This window comes from Flavobacterium sp. RHBU_24, from assembly GCF_046613695.1.
GTDB lineage: Bacteria > Bacteroidota > Bacteroidia > Flavobacteriales > Flavobacteriaceae > Flavobacterium.
The window spans coordinates 62,133-80,838 of record NZ_JBKJHD010000005.1; the positions used below are offsets into that span (position 1 = coordinate 62,133).

At 45.7% G+C, this 18,706-nt stretch carries 18 protein-coding genes; 10 read left to right on the forward strand and 8 right to left on the reverse strand.

The window, feature by feature from the left end; all coding sequences use genetic code 11:
* Positions 1-5 precede the first annotated feature (5 nt).
* The 5 genes from ACLI09_RS07040 (at position 6) to ACLI09_RS07060 (ending at position 3,828) form a co-directional block, all read left to right on the forward strand.
* Positions 6-1,139: an FIST signal transduction protein gene (locus ACLI09_RS07040; RefSeq protein WP_411418891.1), complete on the forward strand. Its 1,134-nt coding sequence runs from the start codon at positions 6-8 to the stop codon at positions 1,137-1,139.
* On the forward strand, positions 1,136-2,188 hold the full coding sequence (locus ACLI09_RS07045; RefSeq protein ID WP_411418892.1) for a sensor histidine kinase: 1,053 nt from the start codon (positions 1,136-1,138) through the stop codon (positions 2,186-2,188). Before ACLI09_RS07040 ends, ACLI09_RS07045 begins: the two co-directional genes overlap by 4 nt.
* Positions 2,161-2,478, forward strand: coding sequence for an Hpt domain-containing protein (locus ACLI09_RS07050; protein ID WP_411418893.1), 318 nt, complete (start codon positions 2,161-2,163; stop codon positions 2,476-2,478). The genes ACLI09_RS07045 and ACLI09_RS07050 overlap by 28 nt, the downstream gene beginning before the upstream one ends.
* 14 nt (positions 2,479-2,492) lie before the next feature.
* Positions 2,493-3,260, forward strand: a complete 768-nt coding sequence (locus ACLI09_RS07055) for a LytR/AlgR family response regulator transcription factor (protein ID WP_411418894.1) — start codon at positions 2,493-2,495, stop codon at positions 3,258-3,260.
* A 157-nt stretch (positions 3,261-3,417) separates the two neighbouring features.
* Complete coding sequence (locus ACLI09_RS07060) at positions 3,418-3,828, forward strand: response regulator (protein WP_411418895.1); 411 nt, start codon at positions 3,418-3,420, stop codon at positions 3,826-3,828.
* Positions 3,829-3,935: 107 nt separating this feature from the next.
* Here ACLI09_RS07060 and ACLI09_RS07065 read toward each other — a convergent pair whose 3' ends face one another.
* From ACLI09_RS07065 to ACLI09_RS07080, 4 genes are all read right to left on the reverse strand, one after another.
* Positions 3,936-4,859 carry a transporter gene (locus tag ACLI09_RS07065; protein ID WP_411418896.1) on the reverse strand — a complete coding sequence of 308 codons (924 nt, stop codon included), beginning with the start codon at positions 4,857-4,859 and terminating at the stop codon, positions 3,936-3,938.
* Positions 4,860-4,882: 23 nt separating this feature from the next.
* Entirely contained in the window at positions 4,883-5,923 is a 1,041-nt protein-coding gene (locus tag ACLI09_RS07070; protein ID WP_411418897.1) for a cytochrome-c peroxidase, read from the reverse strand.
* 12 nt (positions 5,924-5,935) lie between these two features.
* Positions 5,936-6,736, reverse strand: a complete 801-nt coding sequence (locus tag ACLI09_RS07075; protein WP_411418898.1) for an MbnP family protein — start codon at positions 6,734-6,736, stop codon at positions 5,936-5,938.
* Between the two features lie 98 nt (positions 6,737-6,834).
* Entirely contained in the window at positions 6,835-7,209 is a 375-nt protein-coding gene (locus ACLI09_RS07080) for a hypothetical protein (RefSeq protein ID WP_411418899.1), read from the reverse strand.
* Positions 7,210-7,318: 109 nt separating this feature from the next.
* On the opposite strand from ACLI09_RS07080, the gene ACLI09_RS07085 reads away from it, so the two are divergent.
* Positions 7,319-7,774 (forward strand): hypothetical protein, encoded by a 456-nt coding sequence (locus ACLI09_RS07085; RefSeq protein WP_411418900.1) that lies wholly within the window; start codon positions 7,319-7,321, stop codon positions 7,772-7,774.
* 81 nt (positions 7,775-7,855) lie between these two features.
* Positions 7,856-8,212: a hypothetical protein gene (locus ACLI09_RS07090; protein ID WP_411418901.1), complete on the forward strand. Its 357-nt coding sequence runs from the start codon at positions 7,856-7,858 to the stop codon at positions 8,210-8,212.
* 90 nt (positions 8,213-8,302) lie between these two features.
* Here the strand turns inward: ACLI09_RS07090 and ACLI09_RS07095 are convergent, their stop codons facing one another.
* Positions 8,303-8,593, reverse strand: a complete 291-nt coding sequence (locus tag ACLI09_RS07095) for a hypothetical protein (RefSeq protein ID WP_411418902.1) — start codon at positions 8,591-8,593, stop codon at positions 8,303-8,305.
* A 55-nt stretch (positions 8,594-8,648) separates the two neighbouring features.
* Positions 8,649-9,506, reverse strand: a complete 858-nt coding sequence (locus ACLI09_RS07100) for an SDR family oxidoreductase (protein ID WP_411418903.1) — start codon at positions 9,504-9,506, stop codon at positions 8,649-8,651.
* 200 nt (positions 9,507-9,706) lie between these two features.
* On the opposite strand from ACLI09_RS07100, the gene ACLI09_RS07105 reads away from it, so the two are divergent.
* Both ACLI09_RS07105 and ACLI09_RS07110 read left to right on the forward strand, forming a co-directional pair.
* Positions 9,707-10,219: a hypothetical protein gene (locus tag ACLI09_RS07105; RefSeq protein WP_411418904.1), complete on the forward strand. Its 513-nt coding sequence runs from the start codon at positions 9,707-9,709 to the stop codon at positions 10,217-10,219.
* 114 nt (positions 10,220-10,333) lie between these two features.
* A complete protein-coding gene (locus ACLI09_RS07110) occupies positions 10,334-11,200 on the forward strand; it encodes a hypothetical protein (RefSeq protein ID WP_411418905.1) in 867 nt (288 codons plus the stop codon).
* Here the strand turns inward: ACLI09_RS07110 and ACLI09_RS07115 are convergent.
* Positions 11,183-14,896, reverse strand: coding sequence for a metallophosphoesterase (locus ACLI09_RS07115; RefSeq protein WP_411418906.1), 3,714 nt, complete (start codon positions 14,894-14,896; stop codon positions 11,183-11,185). The two genes, ACLI09_RS07110 and ACLI09_RS07115, sit on opposite strands and share 18 nt — an antisense overlap.
* Before the next feature lie 28 nt (positions 14,897-14,924).
* Between ACLI09_RS07115 and ACLI09_RS07120 the strand changes: the two genes are divergently transcribed.
* Positions 14,925-16,103, forward strand: a complete 1,179-nt coding sequence (locus ACLI09_RS07120; RefSeq protein ID WP_411418907.1) for a Pycsar system effector family protein — start codon at positions 14,925-14,927, stop codon at positions 16,101-16,103.
* 139 nt (positions 16,104-16,242) lie between these two features.
* Here ACLI09_RS07120 and ACLI09_RS07125 read toward each other — a convergent pair whose 3' ends face one another.
* Positions 16,243-18,621, reverse strand: a complete 2,379-nt coding sequence (locus tag ACLI09_RS07125) for a GAF domain-containing protein (RefSeq protein WP_411418908.1) — start codon at positions 18,619-18,621, stop codon at positions 16,243-16,245.
* Positions 18,622-18,706 lie beyond the last annotated feature (85 nt).

The following is an 18,706-nucleotide window of genomic DNA, read 5'->3' on the forward strand; positions in this document are numbered from 1 at the left end:
ATACCATGAAATTAGTACAGGCATATTATACTACAGCAGGCGGGTGGAAGTACCTAACAGACAAAGTAATGCTTAGCAACCCGCTTGTACTTGTTTTTGGCAACAGGCTTTTATTGCAGGATGAAGCGGCATTTGCCGGTATAAAAGCCGAGTTTCCTTACAGCCATTTTGTATACGGCTCTACCGGCGGCGAAATTGCCGGTACCCGCGTACTGGAAGAATCTTTTTCTGTTATAGCCCTTGATTTTGAAAAGAGCACCTTTGTAGTAGCAACAGATAATATTTACAACCATAATACCGATGCCGCACTTTTAGGCAGTACCTTATATAATAAACTGCCGCAGGATGGGCTTACCCATGTTTTTTCGCTCTCTGGCGGCAACTACATTAATGGCAGCGCGCTTATAGCGGGCCTTGAAAGCGCTATAAAAAACGGCGTTGCCATTACCGGCGGCCTCTGCGGCGACGATGCACGCTTTGAATGCTCTGTAGCATCCTATAACGAAGCGCCTAAAGAGGGTGAGGCGGTGCTTGTAGGCCTTTATGGCAAAGACCTGGAGATAACATACGCCAGCTTTGGCGGGTGGCAGCCCTTTGGGCCGGAACGCATAGTAACAAAATCTGAAGGCAATATACTGTATGAAATAGACGGCAAGCCAGCACTGGATTTATATAAAAAATACCTGGGCGAAAAGGCAAGCCAGGAACTTATTTCGCTGCTCTCCTACCCCCTTAGCATTACGCCCCCGGGAAAAGACTACTCCATAACCCGTACCATACTTAACATAGAGACCGATAACAACTCTATCATACTGGCAGGCAACTGCCCCGAAGGCAGCAAATCGCAGCTCCTTATGGCCTCGGTACACGGCATTGTAGACGGTGCACGCGAGGCGGCCGAACATGCCATGATGGGCCGCACTAAAAGGCCGGAGGCCGCCCTGCTTATAAGCTGCGTGGGCCGCAAGTCGCTCATGGACCAGCAGGTTGAGGAAGAGATAGAACAGGTGCAGGAGGTTGTGGGCACCACCACTGCCCTGGCAGGCTTTTACAGCTATGGCGAAATGGCACCGTTTTTTAACTCTAAAAGCTGCGAACTGCACAACCAGACCATGACACTTACACTTATTAGCGAATGATAAAATCGTTACTTAGCAGGCAAATGGATAAGTTCCTTGTGGGCGTAGATACCACGGGGATGGAGGCTTTTTTGAAAGCGGTAGAACATTCGTATGCTAACTATGTAGAACAGATAAACATGCTTCAAACGTCTATGAAACTAAGTTCTGACGAGCTGTTTGAAGCAAATGCCCGCCTGCGGGAAGAAGCACAAAGCCTAAAGGCGATAAACAACGACCTGCAATCGATACTTTTTTCTATGAACCTTTCGGTAGAAACCACCGGGGGAGAGCACTTTAACCCCGCCGAATATATTAAAAAGCAAACCGAGGAAATTGTAAAAATAAGCAGCCAGCGCGAAGGGCTGCTTAAAAGCCTGGAGAAGCAAAACCAGGAGCTTAACGAGTATGCGCACATGGTAAGCCACGACCTTAAGGCGCCACTGCGCAATATAAATACCCTTATAACCTGGGTAATAGCCGATAATAAAGACATCCTCGATGCAGATTCTGTTAAATCATTAAACCTTATTTTGTTTAATGTAGAAAAAATGGACCTGCTTATCAGGGGCATCCTTAACTATTCATCTATTGACAAACTGGATTCTGAAAACCGGGTTATTGATTTTAATGTGTTGCTGGATGAGATACGGCGCACGATAATGCTTCCGGAAAATATTTCACTGCACATTGTAGGCAGCCTGCCAAGAATAGAAGGCAACTATTACCGCTTTAGGCAGCTTTTTCAAAACATAATAGACAACGCCATTAAATATAACGACAAGGAGCAGGGGCTGATAGAAGTGGGCTGCACTGAAAATGATACAGAATACCGATTTTTTATAAAAGACAACGGAAAGGGTATCCCCGAAGCATATTTTAATAAAATATTTAATATATTTACTAAACTTGATAATAACAGCCAGTCATCGGGTATAGGGCTATCTATTGTAAAAAAGATTGTGGCTTACTACAACGGGAGCATTTGGCTGGAAAGCATCGAGCACCAGGGCACAACGTTTTATTTTACGCTACCAAAAATATGGAACAACCCAACCTTGATTATATAAACAGCCTGGCAGGCGATGACGATGCCTTTAGGGAAAAGCTGGTAAGCACTATACAAAATGAACTGCCCGCAGAGATTGCCGTGTATTTTGAGGCCCTGAATAGTAACGACCACAAGGCGGCAGCCGCGCATGTGCACAAACTGAAACACAAGATTAGCATTTTAGGTTTGGAAAAAAGTTATTACCTTGCCGAACAATACGAAGAACACCTAAAAAACAACACAACTGAAGAGGCCGGAGCATTTGCAGTTTTATTGCAAAACATGCAAAGTTTTGTAGCCACTTTATAATTACAAGCTAAACCATGAACTGCATAATTGTAGATGATGAAGGGATGGCCCGCACTATTATTGCCGGTATGATAGGCCGTGACCCTGAACTTACCCTTAGCGGCGAATACAGCAACGCCATGCAGGCAATGAAGCACCTTAACCAGGAGGGCGACGCGACCGACCTGATTTTTCTTGATATACATATGCCCGATTTTACAGGGTTTGATTTTATACAAACCATAAAAAACCCACCCTGTATAGTACTGGTAACATCTGACAAAAATTTTGCCACAGAGGCGTTTGAGTATGATTGTATTGTAGATTATATGGTAAAGCCCATTACCGAAGAGCGCTTTTTAAGGGCAGTACGCAAGGCAAAATCAATAAGGGGTGCTGCTGCAGAAGCGCCTGCTACCGCTACCCCTGCTTCGGGCAGTAACACGGCACCAGATACAAAAGAAGTCCCTGTCGTGCAGCCTGCCGATACGGCTACAGAGTTTTATGTAAACATAGACCGAAGGCTAATAAAGATAGACATACAATCGGTTAACCTCGTAGAGGCTAAAGGCGATTACATCCACATAAAAACCGAAGGCAAAAACTATATAGTGCACAGCACCCTTAAAAAGATTGAGGAAAAACTGCCTGCTCACCTGTTCCTTAAAGTGCACCGCACCTATATTATAAACACAAAGAAAATTGTAGATATAGAAGACAACAGCGTGCTGATAGGTAAGGATGTGGTACCGGTAAGCCGCGCTAACCGCCCTGAGCTGATGAAAAGGCTTAATATGTTATAGTAAAAACGACCATTATTAATTAAAATTTGAATTTAAATATTTAAAATTCAACTCAACGCTTCAAACATACCATTCACCGATAGTGGTGTACCGTTAGGCTAATAGCACCCCGCAGGCAATAGTTACTTTGTATCTTTGTGACTTAAATATAAAGAACATGTCAAGGCCTTTAAACATACTTTTAGTAGAAGACGACGCGATTGAGATAATGAAGTTTAACCGTGTGATTAAAAACCTTGAAACAAAACACAAAATTACCGAAGCCCATAACGGTGAAGATGCCTTAAACCTGCTTAAAGACAGGTCTCTTAACCCGGATATTATTATTTTAGACCTTAATATGCCGAAGGTAAGCGGATTAGAATTTTTAAAGATTATTAAAAAAGACGCTGTTAGAAAGTACATACCCACCATTGTACTCACTACGTCTAACAACCATACTGATATTAAAGACTGCTACGATATGGGTATAGCCGGGTATGTGGTTAAACCCCTGAAACATGAAGACTATGTAGTTAGTACTAAAAAACTTTTAGCATACTGGAGTACTAACGAGCTTATATCATAACTGCAACTGTTAAGTAGTTATAGCTGCATCGGCAAGGAGAAAACCGTTGAAAGTGGAGAATGGCACCTGTAAGGGTGCCATCTTTATTATAGGCCCTGCTGTAATAACTACAAACTGTAATTAAAATTTAAAGACCAGCGGTAATTAGCCTGTACCCTGCCCCCGGTAAGGTTTTGGCTTACCGGCAACATTGCGTTTATCCCTATGGAAAATTTGCCTGTCCCGGCCTCAAGCCCTGCCTTTGCCAGCACTATACCTCCTTTTGTTTGCGGCACTTCCAGGTTGTGCTGCCAGTTTGTGGCATATACCTCGCCCGCTATACCTGCCTGGGGTACGAGCGTATACCTTGATTTCTCTATCATGTAGAAAGCGGTCGCCGCATAGTTAAGCTGGTTGCCAAACTGGTATTCCTTATTGTTTTCGGTCTTAAGCACATAATTAGCCATGGCATTAATCCCTGTTTTCTTATAGGCTACAACATATTCGGCCGCTATGAGATAATCCCAGCTGCCAGTACCTAACTGAAAGCTGGGGTTAACGCTGCCGTTGTTAGCGCTGTCATATTTTCCGGTAGGGGCCTTAACACCACCGCCCGCCTGTAGCGTATGTGTGGCCACTGTGGTGCTGTCGGCGGTTTTTTGCCACAGCGTATACAGGCCCATAATCGTGGTATCGCCCAGGCCGTCTATCTGCTCATGGCCGGTACTCCGGTTGCGGTTAAAAGTATGGTAAGGCAACTGTGCAGAAAACTGGAAGTTTTTAAAAACAGGTATACGCGCCCATAATTGTACGGTATTAAAATTTTCTTCTACCCAGGGCGAGTTATTAAAAATGCCGTCGCGGCTGGTGTAGCTCTGGTAAAAATACCGCACGCCTATAAAGTTAGCATCTATCATAGAGCTAAATCCCATCCCGCCCCCGCTTGCCGAGCAGCCACAGGCATCGCAGTCAAACTCATATAAGTATTTTTTAAAATCGGGCGGCGGTGTTTCTGTAGCAATCATTCGCGTAAGGCAAAAAAGAGTTAGCATGCAGTACATTATGTTTTTTTTCATTAATCGTGGTAACTAAATGATGTATTTGTAATAAAATCGGTATCGGTAAGGGTATTTAAAAACGCTATTATTACCTCTTTTTCGTGTAGTGATAGCGGTATGCCCAATGTGCCGTTGTTGTTAAGCAACGGGTCGAGCGTAGGGCTGTTAACAATGCCGGAGCTGTAATGGTTCAACACCGACTGTAGCGAACCAAACCTTCCATCGTGCATATAAGGCGCGGTAAGCGCCACATTACGCAGGCTGGGTACGCGGAACTTATAATAGTCGGCAGCAGCCTCGCTAACCTTATAACGGCCCACATCGTTAACCTGCGGGTTTACCGCAAGGCCATTATTGCGGAACGAATTATCCGTCATCAGGTCGGTAGCGTGGCAGGCGGCACATTTTTGGTTAAAGAGTGTGTAGCCCTCCTGCTCATCCGGAGTAAGGGTAGCGCCTTCTTCACCCCGGCGGTACTTGTCAAACTTACTGTTGCTGCTTACCATCATTACCATAAACTGCGAGAGTGCCTTAAGCATATTTTCCGTATTTATTTCTTGTCCCGGAAATGCCTGTGCAAACAGTTTTTTATAGCGCGCATCGCCCTTCATCATGGCAAGTATACCGCTAAGGTTACCGTTCATTTCTATTTCGCTGGTAAGGGGTATAAGCGGCTGTAGGTCGAGGTGGCTGGTAACGCCGTCCCACATATAGGTGGTTGAAAAGCCCATGTTTTGTATGGCCGGCGAATTACGCGTACCCACGCGGTTGTCTACCCCGTGGCTTACCGTATGCCCGTGGTGGGTAAACGCGTTTTCCTGTATGTGGCAAAACGCGCAGCTTACCAGGCCATCGCTGCTAAGGCGGCCATCATAAAACAACTTCCTGCCCAGTTCAAAACCGCTTTGCGTAGGTGGGTTTTGCGAAACATCATACGTAAGCGCAGGAAAATTAGAAGGCTGAACAACGGCCAGCGGCACATCGTGATAGGAGTCGTCACTGCCATCGCAACTAAAGAGCAAAGGCAGTAACAACACCGTTAAATAAATAACTTTCATAAGATAAACGTACTAGTCGTTGTGTACGTGGTTTACCGTAAACGCGCCGCTTAAGTTATCAGTAATAAGTGGCAGCGCCCCGCCACCCATAATCATCGCGCCCATACCCATGCTGTTGTTAGCGGTCAGGTTTATCTTATTAGTGCCGTCAATAAATTTAGAAACATCGGTTACTATGTGTACCTGCGGGGTAATGTCCTGGCGCACCAGTGCCTGTGTAGGCAGGTTCAGGGTTATCTCGGTATAGTTATAAGCAGTGCCTATCTGCCCGGTATGTACCATAAACGGTGTAGCATCGGCAACGGTAGCTGATGTAAACGTGCCCTCAAAAGCTACAAATTTATAACCAGCACTCCAGCTCCACAGCATGCCTTGGGCCTGGGCAAGGGCAAGGAAATCGCCCTGACCACCAGCACCGGCGTTAAACTGGCCCTGGTCTACGCCAATGCCAAATTTTATTTTGGTATAGTTGCCCGCAGGGATATTGCTCAATTCAAGCACATGGGTGCTTTCATCAGACTCGTTTACAATAAAATAACTTTCGCCCTTTGGGTAGGTAACCGTTGTACCATCCTGTTTAGTAAGTACAATATTGCTTACAATGTATTTTACGGTGCTTATAGTAAGCACTTCATTTTGCGATGTGGTATAGGCCTGGCTGTTAAGGAGCAGGTCGTCTCCTGCAAAGGCATTGTCAAACTCCACATTAAGGGTTCCCATCCCCGAAACGTTAGTAGCGGTATCATCACTATTAGTACAAGATATAAGGGTAGCGGCCACTATAAAAGTGGTAAGGATATATTTTAGTTTCATTTTTTATTTATTAAATTATAAGTGCTATGGCTTAGTGCCCAAAAAGGCACCAAGAGAAATTTCGGCTACAGTGCAGCAGAAAAAATTACATTATATCTTTAAGAAATAACCGCAGGCGGATGAAACACTGTGCCGGTGCAAAGCCGGGAATACAAACAGTTATATACAGGGAGTTGTTTTGGCGATACTACTTTTACGGGAGCGGTAAGTGCTAATGACTGAAGCGGCTGGAAAAAAAGCACTTCGGGGGTGGCGTGGCCCGCTTTTTTTCCGGAAGAAACGGGGTTCTCCTGCCCGGATGTTTTGGCAAGTTCTTTCATAAGGTGGCACTTACCGTTACAGTGCATCTGTGGCTTTGCCTTATTTACACAAAGCACATTGGCTATATAATCATAATTAATTATATACTCGGCCACAGGCACTACAGGCCGCGCCAGAAACAGCAACACCACTATTAAAGCCAGGTATTTCACGGGGACAAAGGTAACGGGCAAAACCCACAAATTGAAACTTTAACATGATTTAATTAAACCTTTTTTTACATGTGCGGTCTTATATATATAACATTAAAAATTATACCTTATGAAAACGTGGATTTTAGCAATGATGATGATTACGGGTGTAGCAATGAACGCCCAGCATGGTGAAAGGAAAATGGACCGTATGGCGCAGGCCAAAGAACGCCATGAAAAACTAACACCGGAGCAGCGTACCGAACTTAAAGCGAAACAGCTTACCCTGGCGCTTGGGCTTGACGACAAACAGCAAAAAGAGGTGAAAAAACTTATACTGGAGCGTGAAAACAGCAGGCAGCAGTTAATTGCCCAGCATAAAGCGAATAAAGAGGACGGAAAACAACTGACAGCAGACGAGCGCTTTGCCGCAAAAAGTAAAATGCTTGATGGCCAGATAGCCATGCAGCGCGAAATGAAAAAGATACTTACACCGGAGCAGTTTACAAAATTTGAGAAAATGAAAGCTGCCAGGCAGGAAGGCCCTAAAAGAGGGGAACATTCTAAAAATGTGGGTAGAAAATAAATTTTATGTGTTAAAGTTTTGTGTTGTTTTGTAAATTAAGTAGATTTGGGGATATTAACACTAAACAAAAAACCATTTGTTATGAAAAAAATAGTTGCCCTTGTTGTTATGATGCTTGGATTTGGCGTTACCGCCAGTGCCCAAACTACCGCCAGGCCCGCTAAAGCCGCTGTAGCCACACAGTCTTCATTTGCAGAGTCTGCTAAAAAAGATGTTGCTGCACTTGATAAAGTTGTGGCGCTTTCTGCCCAGGAGAAACAAAGTTTCCAGGGTTTGTTTGAATACAAATACCGCGAGCTTGAGCAGGTGTCAAAAAGCGAAGATCGCAAAGCGATAATTGCACAAACTATTGAGGCTAAGGTAAGGGCTACCCTTACACCTGAAAAAATGGCAAAGCTTGAGGCGAAGCCGGAAGTGCTTAAACAGATTACACACTAAGAGATTAGTAATTGATACAAAAAAATCCCGGAAAGTAATTTTTCCGGGATTTTTGTTTTATGCGATGTTTTAATTAAGTTAAGCTACTGCTTACATAAAACCATCGGTAGTATTGCTGTTAGTATCGGTACGCACTATATTGCGGCCTTCGCGCAATGGTGAACGTTTTTCATGTAGAGTATGGGTCCTGTTTTCCTCTTCTACGTCAGCCGCATCTACTATGGGTGCCGGTTTGGGAAATGTAGCCAGTTCCTGCGGGTTTATTATTGCCGGGTCTTCATACGGCAATGTAGTATCGGGCATAACTTTTTTAGTCTCTGTGCTTTCGTTTCCTGTTACAGGGTCTTTTGTATATACCCTGCCTGTTTTGCTTGTTTCCATAATTGTATAATTTTTACGGTTTTTATAATCTGTTACTGTCTTTTCATATTTAATTCTATCCCCCTACAACCTCACCCCCGTTTACATGCAGCACCTGCCCGGTAATATAAGAAGCATCGCTACTGGCCAGGAACACATAAGCGGGCCCTACCTCGCTGGGCTGGCCGGGGCGTTCCATAGGTACATCTTTGCCAAATTTAGCCACTTCATCTGCCGTAAAGGTAGATGGTATCAGCGGAGTCCAGATAGGGCCCGGAGCAACGGCATTTACCCTGATGCCTTTTTTTGCAAGCATGCCTGCCGCTGATCGGGTAAAAGACACTATTGCCCCCTTAGTGCTGCTGTAGTCCAGCAGGTGCTCGCTGCCCCTGTATGCCGTTACCGACGTGGTGTTTATAATGCAGTCGCCTGCGTTCATATACCCGAGTGCCTCCTGCGTAATATAAAAGAACGGGTAAATATTGGTTTCAAAAGTTTCCCGCACCTGGGCCGGGTTAATGGCCTGTATATCTTTTTTAGGAAACTGCACCGCGGCGTTGTTCACCACAATATTCAGACCGCCTAATCCGGCAACGGATTGCGCTACAGCCTCGCGGCAAAATTTTTCATTCTTAAGGTCGCCCGGCAACAACAGGCACTTTTGGCCTTCGGCTTCAACAAGTTCCTTTGTTTTTTGGGCATCCTCATGCTCATCAAAGTATACTATGGCAACAGCTGCACCTTCGCGCGCAAAATGTATTGCAACACTGCGGCCTATCCCACTGTCGCCACCGGTTATAAGCGCGGTTTTGCCAGCCAGCTTGCCACTGCCTTTATAGTTCTTGCGAATAGACTCCGGCTCCGCTGTCATTTTATGCTCATCACCGGGCTGGTGGTTTTGGTGCTGCGCCGGTATGCTTATATCGTTTGCCATAGAATCTTGTTTATCATCAAAGTATAAAGTTACCCCTGTACTATTGTAATAGCAAACCAATTAACGCATGCTTAACAGCCGGCTTATCAGTACAACGCAGCTATTTGTCGCCAAAAAAAAGCCGTTCAACGTTTTTTCAGTCTTTGTGTTTTTTATGTATCGCAGAGGTTATATGTTTGACACATCAAAACAACCTTACAATGAAAAAAATATTATTACTCCCCCTAATGTTGCTTTTAGCAGTAGCCTGTTCTACAGATGCCGATGAAATAATTACAAACCAGGACAATATGGCTGTTGACAGCAGTAGCGCTTCGACAAGCAAGCCCGATCCTGAACTTCCTGCACCTATAGTAGGCGCATGTTACACTACACTGCCTGCACATATTGAAAACTTTGGCGGGCTTAACCCTATATGGCATTTTGTTGCCGATGTACCTACGCCGGTTGCCACAGGTATGGGCTTTAAAGTATACCTGGAATACCAGGCAACAGACTGCGAAAGCTTTACTACGGGTACAGGCACAATTTTTTCTAAATACGGCGGATTGTTTACAAACCCTAACACGGTACTGCCCTACGTAGAAGCCATGCCGTCTGAATTACTGCCCTGCTACAGGTGGAGGCTGAGGATTTACGGTGTAAATGGCAAACAATACTCAAATGTTGTATGCTGGCAGGTTACCCAATGGTATGACGCACCCGTAGGCTAAACACCTTAATATAGTAAGTAGTTTATATATTTTAAAGGCCACCGGAATGCATCCCGGTGGTTTTTTATTTTTATTAACGTACTTATACTTACCTTTAGGGTATATATTATCATTATGCGAATGTTATTCCCCTTTGCCCTTTGCCTGTTTTTAAGCAGCTGTGCCGACAGCAAAACAAAACAGGATAACCCTATATTACAGGAAACCGCAACCCTGGCACTTAACGAAGCTTCGGGCCTGGAATATGCAAATGGCATATTGTGGACCCATGAAGACAGCGGCAACAAGGATAAAATATACAAGCTGGACCCTGCCACGGGAATAGATGAGGGATTTAAAGTGAAGGGTATAAAGAATAACGACTGGGAAGATATTACATCTGATAAAGACGGCAGCCTGTATATAGGCGACTTTGGCAATAACGATAACGACAGGCAAAACCTTGCCATTTATAAAATTGACCCCAATGCGCCGGGGGATGTACAGTATACCATAAACTTTTATTACCCCGGCCAAAAGGAGTTCCCGCCCGGGAGGAGGGAGCGTAATTTTGACTGCGAAGCCTTTTTTGAATATAACGGCTACTTTTACCTGTTCAGCAAAAACCGCAATTTTGAGAGCGACGGCACAGTACTGGTACACAAGCTAAAAAACCAAAAAGGCTACCAAAGCGCCACACCTTCGGGAAGCTTTAAAACCTGCGAAAGCTTTAGGAAATGTGCCATAGCCGGTGCCGATATAAGCCCTGACGGTAAAACGGTGGCCCTGGTAAGCGGAAGCAAACTTTGGCTGATAACCAATTTTAAAGGCGATGATTTTGCCAATGGCACAGTTACATCTTACGATTTAGGAGCGCTTACCCAAAAAGAAGGCATTTGCTTTAAGGACAATACTACGCTTTACATAGCCGATGAACGAGACAAGCGTACCGGCGGAAAACTCTACACGCTTAACCTTGCCGACCTAAAAGCCAACCGCTAAGCGGAACGCTATACGCGCGCCGTCGCTGCCGTAAAAACAGCTTATAAAGGCCGAAGCAGCATCTGCGGCATTAAGCCAAAGCCCGCCCCCCACGCTCTGGTGCCATTTATCCGAGTTATCTCCCGGCAGCCATACGCGGCCATAGTCATACCCACCGGTAAGGCCGTAGGTAATGGGCGCAACACTCTTAAATGTGCCCAGTTTATAGCGCAGGTCGTTGCTGTTAAAGAACGCCGAACGCCCGTTAAACCTTTCGCGGCGGAAACTGCGTAGCCCGGCCTCGCCGCCCAGCATGCTGCCCTGGTAAAACTCATAATTGTTATTAAAAATAAACTTACCGTTAAAGGTTGTGCCAAAAACAAGGCGTTCGTTGCGCGTTACCTTATGGTAAAACGTAACCCCCGTTTCAGCATGGGTAAAGTTGCGTTCAAAAAGGTCGAGGCTGGCCTTGTAGCCCAGCGTGGCATTAAAGCGGGTACCCATTACAGGCAGTGATGCATTGTCAAAATTTTCAAACCCATAGGTGGCCTTTATACCGGCAAACTGGCGGTGCTCAAACAAATAATCAGATATTACGCCCGGCACATTTACCAGCCGGTTGTTAGATCCGTCTACTTCTATGGTTTCAAAATCGGCCTTGAGCTCCATAAAACTGCCGTTGCGCCCCTCCCTGAAAAACGATGGCGACACCCGGAACACCTGTAGCTTTACACGGTTATAGTCCATCCCCAGGCTATCATCATTATTAACCGTTTCATTACCGCTGCCAAAGTAGTTGATGCTAAAGTTAGGGCTGGTATATCGGGCATCGAGCGCGAAGTTCCATTTGCTTGCCACGTTCATAAACATACCGAGGTAAATAAGTTCAAAGCCATTGGTTGCAAAAAAGTAATTTGCGGTAAGCTTATGCTTTTGCGAATACGGCCTGCGGTTAAAGCCGTTTACCACATAACCCGCAGACGCACCCAGTTTTACGCCGTCGTCAGGGTTAAAACCTATTGAAGGATATGCCGTAAAAATATTATAGTCGGGCTTTTTAGGATTGTAAAGATTGGTTTCATAATCATCCGTCAGCTTAAGGGCTGCCCCCTTTGCGGCATAGGTGTTGTCCTTGCTTTTAAAGTCGTATATCTTTACGCGGCGGGCATTATCAGCAATGTATTCATCATGGTTCTGCCCGCCTATCAGGCGCAGCAGTATGGATTTAGATGGATTGCCTTTTACCTCAAACACATCGTTGTCGTCGAGGCCGTACAGCCACAGTTCTTTCGTGATTTTCCTGTCATACGAATGCGAAAACACCAGTGAATCGCCGGCCTTCCTGCGGCTGTATATTTCCACTTTAGTAATGCCTTTCGGCTCACGGCTTACCACAAACTTCTCCTTTTTATCGGTACCGGTAAGCAGCACGGTTTTTAGCAGCGCCTTCCTGTATTGGGGAATGTACTTTAGCAGCTTGTCGCGGCGTGCCCTCAGGTTGCGCTTTATGGTTTCGGTATCACCGTCTATTACTTCCGGCGGCAGCTTTGCAAAAGCGTCATCAATTACCTTGTCAGTTAAGTTTTGCTGAAGGTAGAGGGCTTCGTTTATCCAGTCCTGCTCTGTACTTTTGGTTATAAAGGCCACATCCTGGGTGTAGCCCTGCTTCATTTGCCATTTAACATTGGGCACATCATCTTCATAGTGGCGCATGTAGCGCAGCGGGGGCACCTTCATAAGCAGCGATAGCAATGCCCCTCCATATTTAGGGAACGCCTGGTCGCGGTCGCGCGGTATGGGACGGTAGTAGGTACTGTCGGCCTCTTTAAACTTTGCCCAGCGCCACTGGTCGCTGTGCCTGTCCCAGTCGCCCACCATAAGGTCAAAAAGCCGCACGCGTATATAGGCTTTCTCATCTATAACCGTCTTTTTGCTTTCCCGAAGTGCCGCATATACATCATCCACACCATCTATCCCATCGGGTTTACCAAAGCTTTCCAGCTTTTTGAACTCATCGGTAGGGCGCTCCTCAACCATATATAACTCATCGCCAAATTTTTCGTTCTGCGTGCCCAGCGCGTTTTGCTTAGGGATATAATACAGCTCAGGATTGGTATGGTATATGCCTACCGCTTCTTCAAGATCGGTTATAATAAACGGCGTATACGGGTGCGAAGACGTATAAAAATCGAGCAGGAAACTTTCGGCAAAGGTATCCTCAAAGGCATCGCCCACATAACGGGTTTTAAACGCCTGCGCCTGTAAAAACCTTGTGGCGCTTTTACGCTGCGCGCGCATTACAAACTCACGGCCTTTTTTGTCGGTTATCCTTAACGAATTACTCTGGTGCCCGCCGCCCGCACGGCCTACGGTAAGTCCGCCATAGAGCGTATCGAGCACCGCTACCCTGGCCCTAACCGGCGTGCTGTAATACTTGCGGTAATGGTGCCCAAACAGAAAGTTATAAAAGTTGCTGTGCGTGGTTTCTTCTTTTGTATAAATGGTAGCCAGTGTATCTTTAGGGAAGCTTGCCGGGTATTCTTTTGGCTGCGGCTTTACATTATCGAGCAGGCGCACCTCAAATACTTTTTCTTCGGAGGTATCGGTTACTTTATAATATTTTACGCCAATAATGCCGCTGGTAAACACATCGAGGGTGGCATAGCCGCGGCCCCCGTATGAGAAGTCGTGCTCGTTAACCGCGCGGGCGGCTTCTTCTTTACTTCCCGCCCCTGAGATTACCTGGCGGATGTTGTCTTTCTCTACATATTGCAGGTTATGGTCGTGACCCGAAATAACCACTACGTTATCATGCGGCTCTAAAAGCGTGCGTATGCGTGCAGACATGTTGCGGTATATTTTGCTTTGTATATCCTGCGGGCTGCCGCCGGAGGTACGCCGTACAAAGTTCATAAACGAGCCTGCAATGGGCATGGGAAATTTATATTTTAAGGGGTACAGCTCTTTGCGCAGCGAAAGCTGCCCGCCGTGCGCGCCGTTTGTAAGCATGGGATGGTGTATAGCAAAGAGCACGGTTTTATCCTGATTTTTATTGAGCAGGCTTTCTATCTCCAGGAAAAAGCCTTCGCGTGTTTTTATGTCGCAATCGTCGTTCATGGTGGGGTAATCGTCCCAGTTTTCTATAAACCACTCGCTATCTACCGTAATCAGGGTAATGTTATCGGTTATTTCGGTAGCGTCGATACCGCAGCCTTTACCGGGTAAAAAGGTTTTTTTGCCCAGTGCCTTTTCTACCAGTTTTTCCTCTTCTTTAAGGCCGTCAAGCCCGTGGTACCAGTCGTGGTTACCGGGTATAAAATAGGTAGCGCCCTTAAACTTTTTGGCCACATCCAGCTGCGCGTTAAGCGACGCCTCGGCTTCTGCCCTGCCTTTCTTTCCTTCTTTGGGCATGCCCAAGGGGTAAATATTATCGCCCATATAAATGAGCGTGGTGTTTTTATCGTCGCCCGAAATTCGTTCCGTTACGGCCTGTAGCAGGCGCGCGCCGTTTGGCTGGCTGGCATAGCCTGCATCGCCTACCAGGTAAAAACGGTGTGCCAGGGTATCGTGGCGCACTATGGTATCGCGGCCAGGCAGCTGTGCCTTACTGCCATATTGAGGGTGGTTTGTAGCGCACGATGTAGCGCTTATGATAACAGCGGCCAGGGCCAGTAACTTAATTTGTACCGGTGTGCCGCCATGCCAAAAGAATTTCATAATTTGGTAGTATTAATTATCATGCCTGATGGATATCCTTGAAAAATCAGAAAACAACGTGTTCCACCTATTCAAAGATAGGTTATCTCCTGATTATATTTACCACAATTTTAACCATACTTTACGTGTAGTTAACGCCGCTAAAGATATAGCACAGGGCGAAAACCTAAGCCCGGAAGATACTGAAATACTTACCCTTGCGGCCTGGTTTCATGACACCGGCTATACTGAGGGTGCCGGGGGGCATGAAACCCGCAGCAGCGCCTATGCGCTGAACTTCCTGAAAGAACACCATTATCCTGCCGGAAAAGCGGCTAAAGTTTCGCGCCTGATACTGGCCACCCAGATGCACCAGGAGCCCGCCGATATACTGGAATATGCTATTAAAGATGCCGATAACGCACACTTTGCCGACCCAAATTACCTGCAACTGGCAGAATTGCTGCGCGAAGAATGGAAAATTACCGAAGGAAAGGACTTTAGCGACCTTGAGTGGTGCGTGATAAACCGCCTGATGCTGCTGCACAAGCACCGCTATTATACTAATTACGGCAAGACAATATTGCAGCCTAAAAAAAACCATAACATAGCCTTGATACAGGACACAATAAACTTGGTGGACAGCTCTAAGAAAAAGAAAGACAAAAAGAAAAAGGAGAAGGAAGCCAAGGCCGAAAAGCCCGACCGCGGTATAGACACCATGTTTCGCGTAACGCTAAGCAACCACACCCGCCTGAGCGACATTGCCGACAGTAAGGCAAACATACTGCTATCGGTTAACGCTATTATCATATCGATATCGCTGAGCACCCTCATTCCCAAGCTTGATACACCCGGTAATGCCCACCTTATATTGCCTACATTTATATTAATGGCATTCAGTACATTATCTATCGTATTTGCAATTTTATCTACAAGGCCGAAAGTTAATACGGGCAATTTTACCCAAAAAGATATTGACGAACGCAAGATAAACCTGCTGTTCTTTGGCAACTTTTACAAGATGTCGCTACCCCAGTATGAAGCCGCCATAGGCGAGATGATGAAAGACCGCGATTATGTGTATGGCTCGCTGGTAAAAGACCTGTATTATCTGGGGCTGGTACTCAACCGTAAGTATAAGCTGCTGCGCATTACCTATACCATTTTTATGATCGAGATAATTGTATCGGTACTGGCGTTTGTTATCGCATTTTGGAGCATATAGGCCTCACCCCAGCCCTCTCCGAAGGAGAGGGAGCAGCTTCACTCGGGCCTGAATAGCAGTTTCTGTCATTGCGATGACAGAAACTGTACCCGTTCCAGACTCCCCTCTCCTTCGGAGAGGGGCCGGGGGTGAGGCCATTTTACTTCTGCTGTTGCAGTTCGTGCAGTAAATCTTCATAGGTATAGGCGCCCTCTTTCTTCTGGCTGGTTTTGTAGTTTATAGCCACCCGCAGTGCCTTAAGGCCGGTAACGCCCTGAAGGTCTTCTACATCAAAGGTTTCTATTACGTTGCCCAGCAGGTGCTTGTGTTGCAGGAACTGTATGTAGCGCCTGTACTCCTGCTCTTCTTTTTTCTGGCTGTATACTATGGTTATCTTCCCTTTTTGGGTAATGCGCTCGTTTGTGCCTTTTATATTGCTTTTGTCTATACGCTTTTTAACCACCTCATATCGCGCATTATAGGTACCGTCTACATCAAAACGCTTCTCATCCATACGGAAACGGATGGATATGGGCGAACTGAATACCAGTATCATAGAGGTTACATCAAGCTCATACGGCAGTGTGGGCTTAATGCGGTAATACTCGTTTTCCATTTCGCACATTACCTGCAACTGCCACAGCCTAAGGTTATTAAGGTACAGCGGATTGTACTGGTGCTTAGGCGATATGCTGGCGCCTATATACAGGTTATGCTCTACGCCATCGGTTTTAAAGCGCTCATAATAGTGCGGGAAAAACTTTTGTGCATCCTTCTGCTTTTCATCCAGCAGGGCAGCCATTTGCTTGTTGATGGCCGAAAGGGTATCGTCAAAATCCTTACGGCTGTCGTATACCATTTTTACCTTTGTATCCAGCGAATTAAAGTACTCTTTAATACGGGTATGTATGGCGTTGTTAGCAGTATCAAAATGCTGTAGTACCGGGTGCACTTCGGTAATAATGTAGTTTTGGATGTTAGATTCGGTGTCGGCCTTAAGCGCGTCGCGCAGCTTATCCTCTACGCTTTCAAGCTCATAAATGTGCTGCTCTATCAGCGGCAGCTGCTCTTCGTCAAATATAAAGCGGAAAAGCCTTAGCAGCTTTTGTATCTGTAACACCAAATCTTTTTCGGTGCTCTGGTTACGGGCGGTACTGCTGCCTTTTACGTCTATCTGCCCGTACAGCGGATACACCTCTTTAAACACAATCTCTTTAAAGTTTTGCGAATTTTTCTGCTGCCGCAGGTGCGCCATGGCTTCTTCCCTGAATTTCCAATACACACTGTGGTGAATAGCGGTATATTCGTTTTGTATTATGGCATCTATCTCGTTTTGCAGCTCGCCGTAGTAACGCTCTACCGTATCGGTAAGAAATGGCAGTATGTAGTCCAGCTTATTGGCATTAATACTGTTAAGCTCTTTTGGCCGGGACGATACCAGTTCTATAAACCCATAAAAACGCTCGTTTTTTATTATTGGGGCCAGTATACAGCTTTTTATATCCTGGGCAAGCAGGTGGTGTGCCAGCTCGGCATCTTCGGGGTTTTCTTCAAGAAATTTTTCTACATCGCTTACTATAAGGTACTTTTTATCGTGCAATATTTCGTCGAGCGAATCACTGCAAAACATGGCACCGCAGTCCATCTCGTTAACGTCCTTCAGGATGTGGCTTTTAATATCGGCAAACGGTGCCATGCGGAACTGGTTATCCTCCGTGTTTACTTCGGTAAAGCCTATGCGCAGGTCGGCAATCTTATATATGGATCGGAATATGCCTTCTACATTATCCTTGGTAAGTTCGTCAAATTCCTCGCTGATGAGCAGGTTGCTCTTAAGGTTAGATATGGCGCTCTCTGTAGTGGCATCATATAACGTTACCATGCCAAAACCTTTTACAAGCCAGCTCTCTTCGGGGAATTTTTCTTTCCAGAGTGCCAGGTCGTCAAAGTTGTCCATAAGTACCTCTACCTCTTCCGGGGTGATTTCCTTAGCCTTGTCGGTAGGGATTATTTCCATAAAGTCGCCGTTATACAAAATGCGGTAGTGGTGCATAATACCTCCGGCATCGGGGATATCGTAAAATAAGGGCTTATTAAAATCGAAATGGTAGCCGTAATACGAATTAAGCACCAGGCAGCAGCAAAATACATAAAACTGGTGCTCATCCATATTACGGATGTTTATGTCAAAATCGGTGCCTGCGGCGCTCAGTATGTTCTGGAAACGCGCGGTATGGTTAAAGGTAAGGTTAAAAAAGGGTATGGTAGCCGCTTTAATCTCGTTGTTGGTAAGCGCCGTAGGAAACAGGTCGGCCAGGAGGTTGCGTATCAGCGGGGCGTGTTTTTCTATCTGGGTTATGTCATCAATACCATCCCTGAGTTCGGGTGAAGCAGCGGCGTGTTTAAGCAGGGCCCTTGCATAATCAGCACGGTAATCTACATCATTTTCGGCAATCTCTTCCAGTTTTTCTAAAACCTTGTGGAACGCTATACGGGCTATAAAGGGCCCTTTTATGAGTTGCGCATCTTCCATCTTCATTCTTAATTAATCCTACAAAATTACTAAAAAATATAATCGGTTATACTAATTACGAAAAAGTTGCGTTGCGCGGGATTCTATTGCA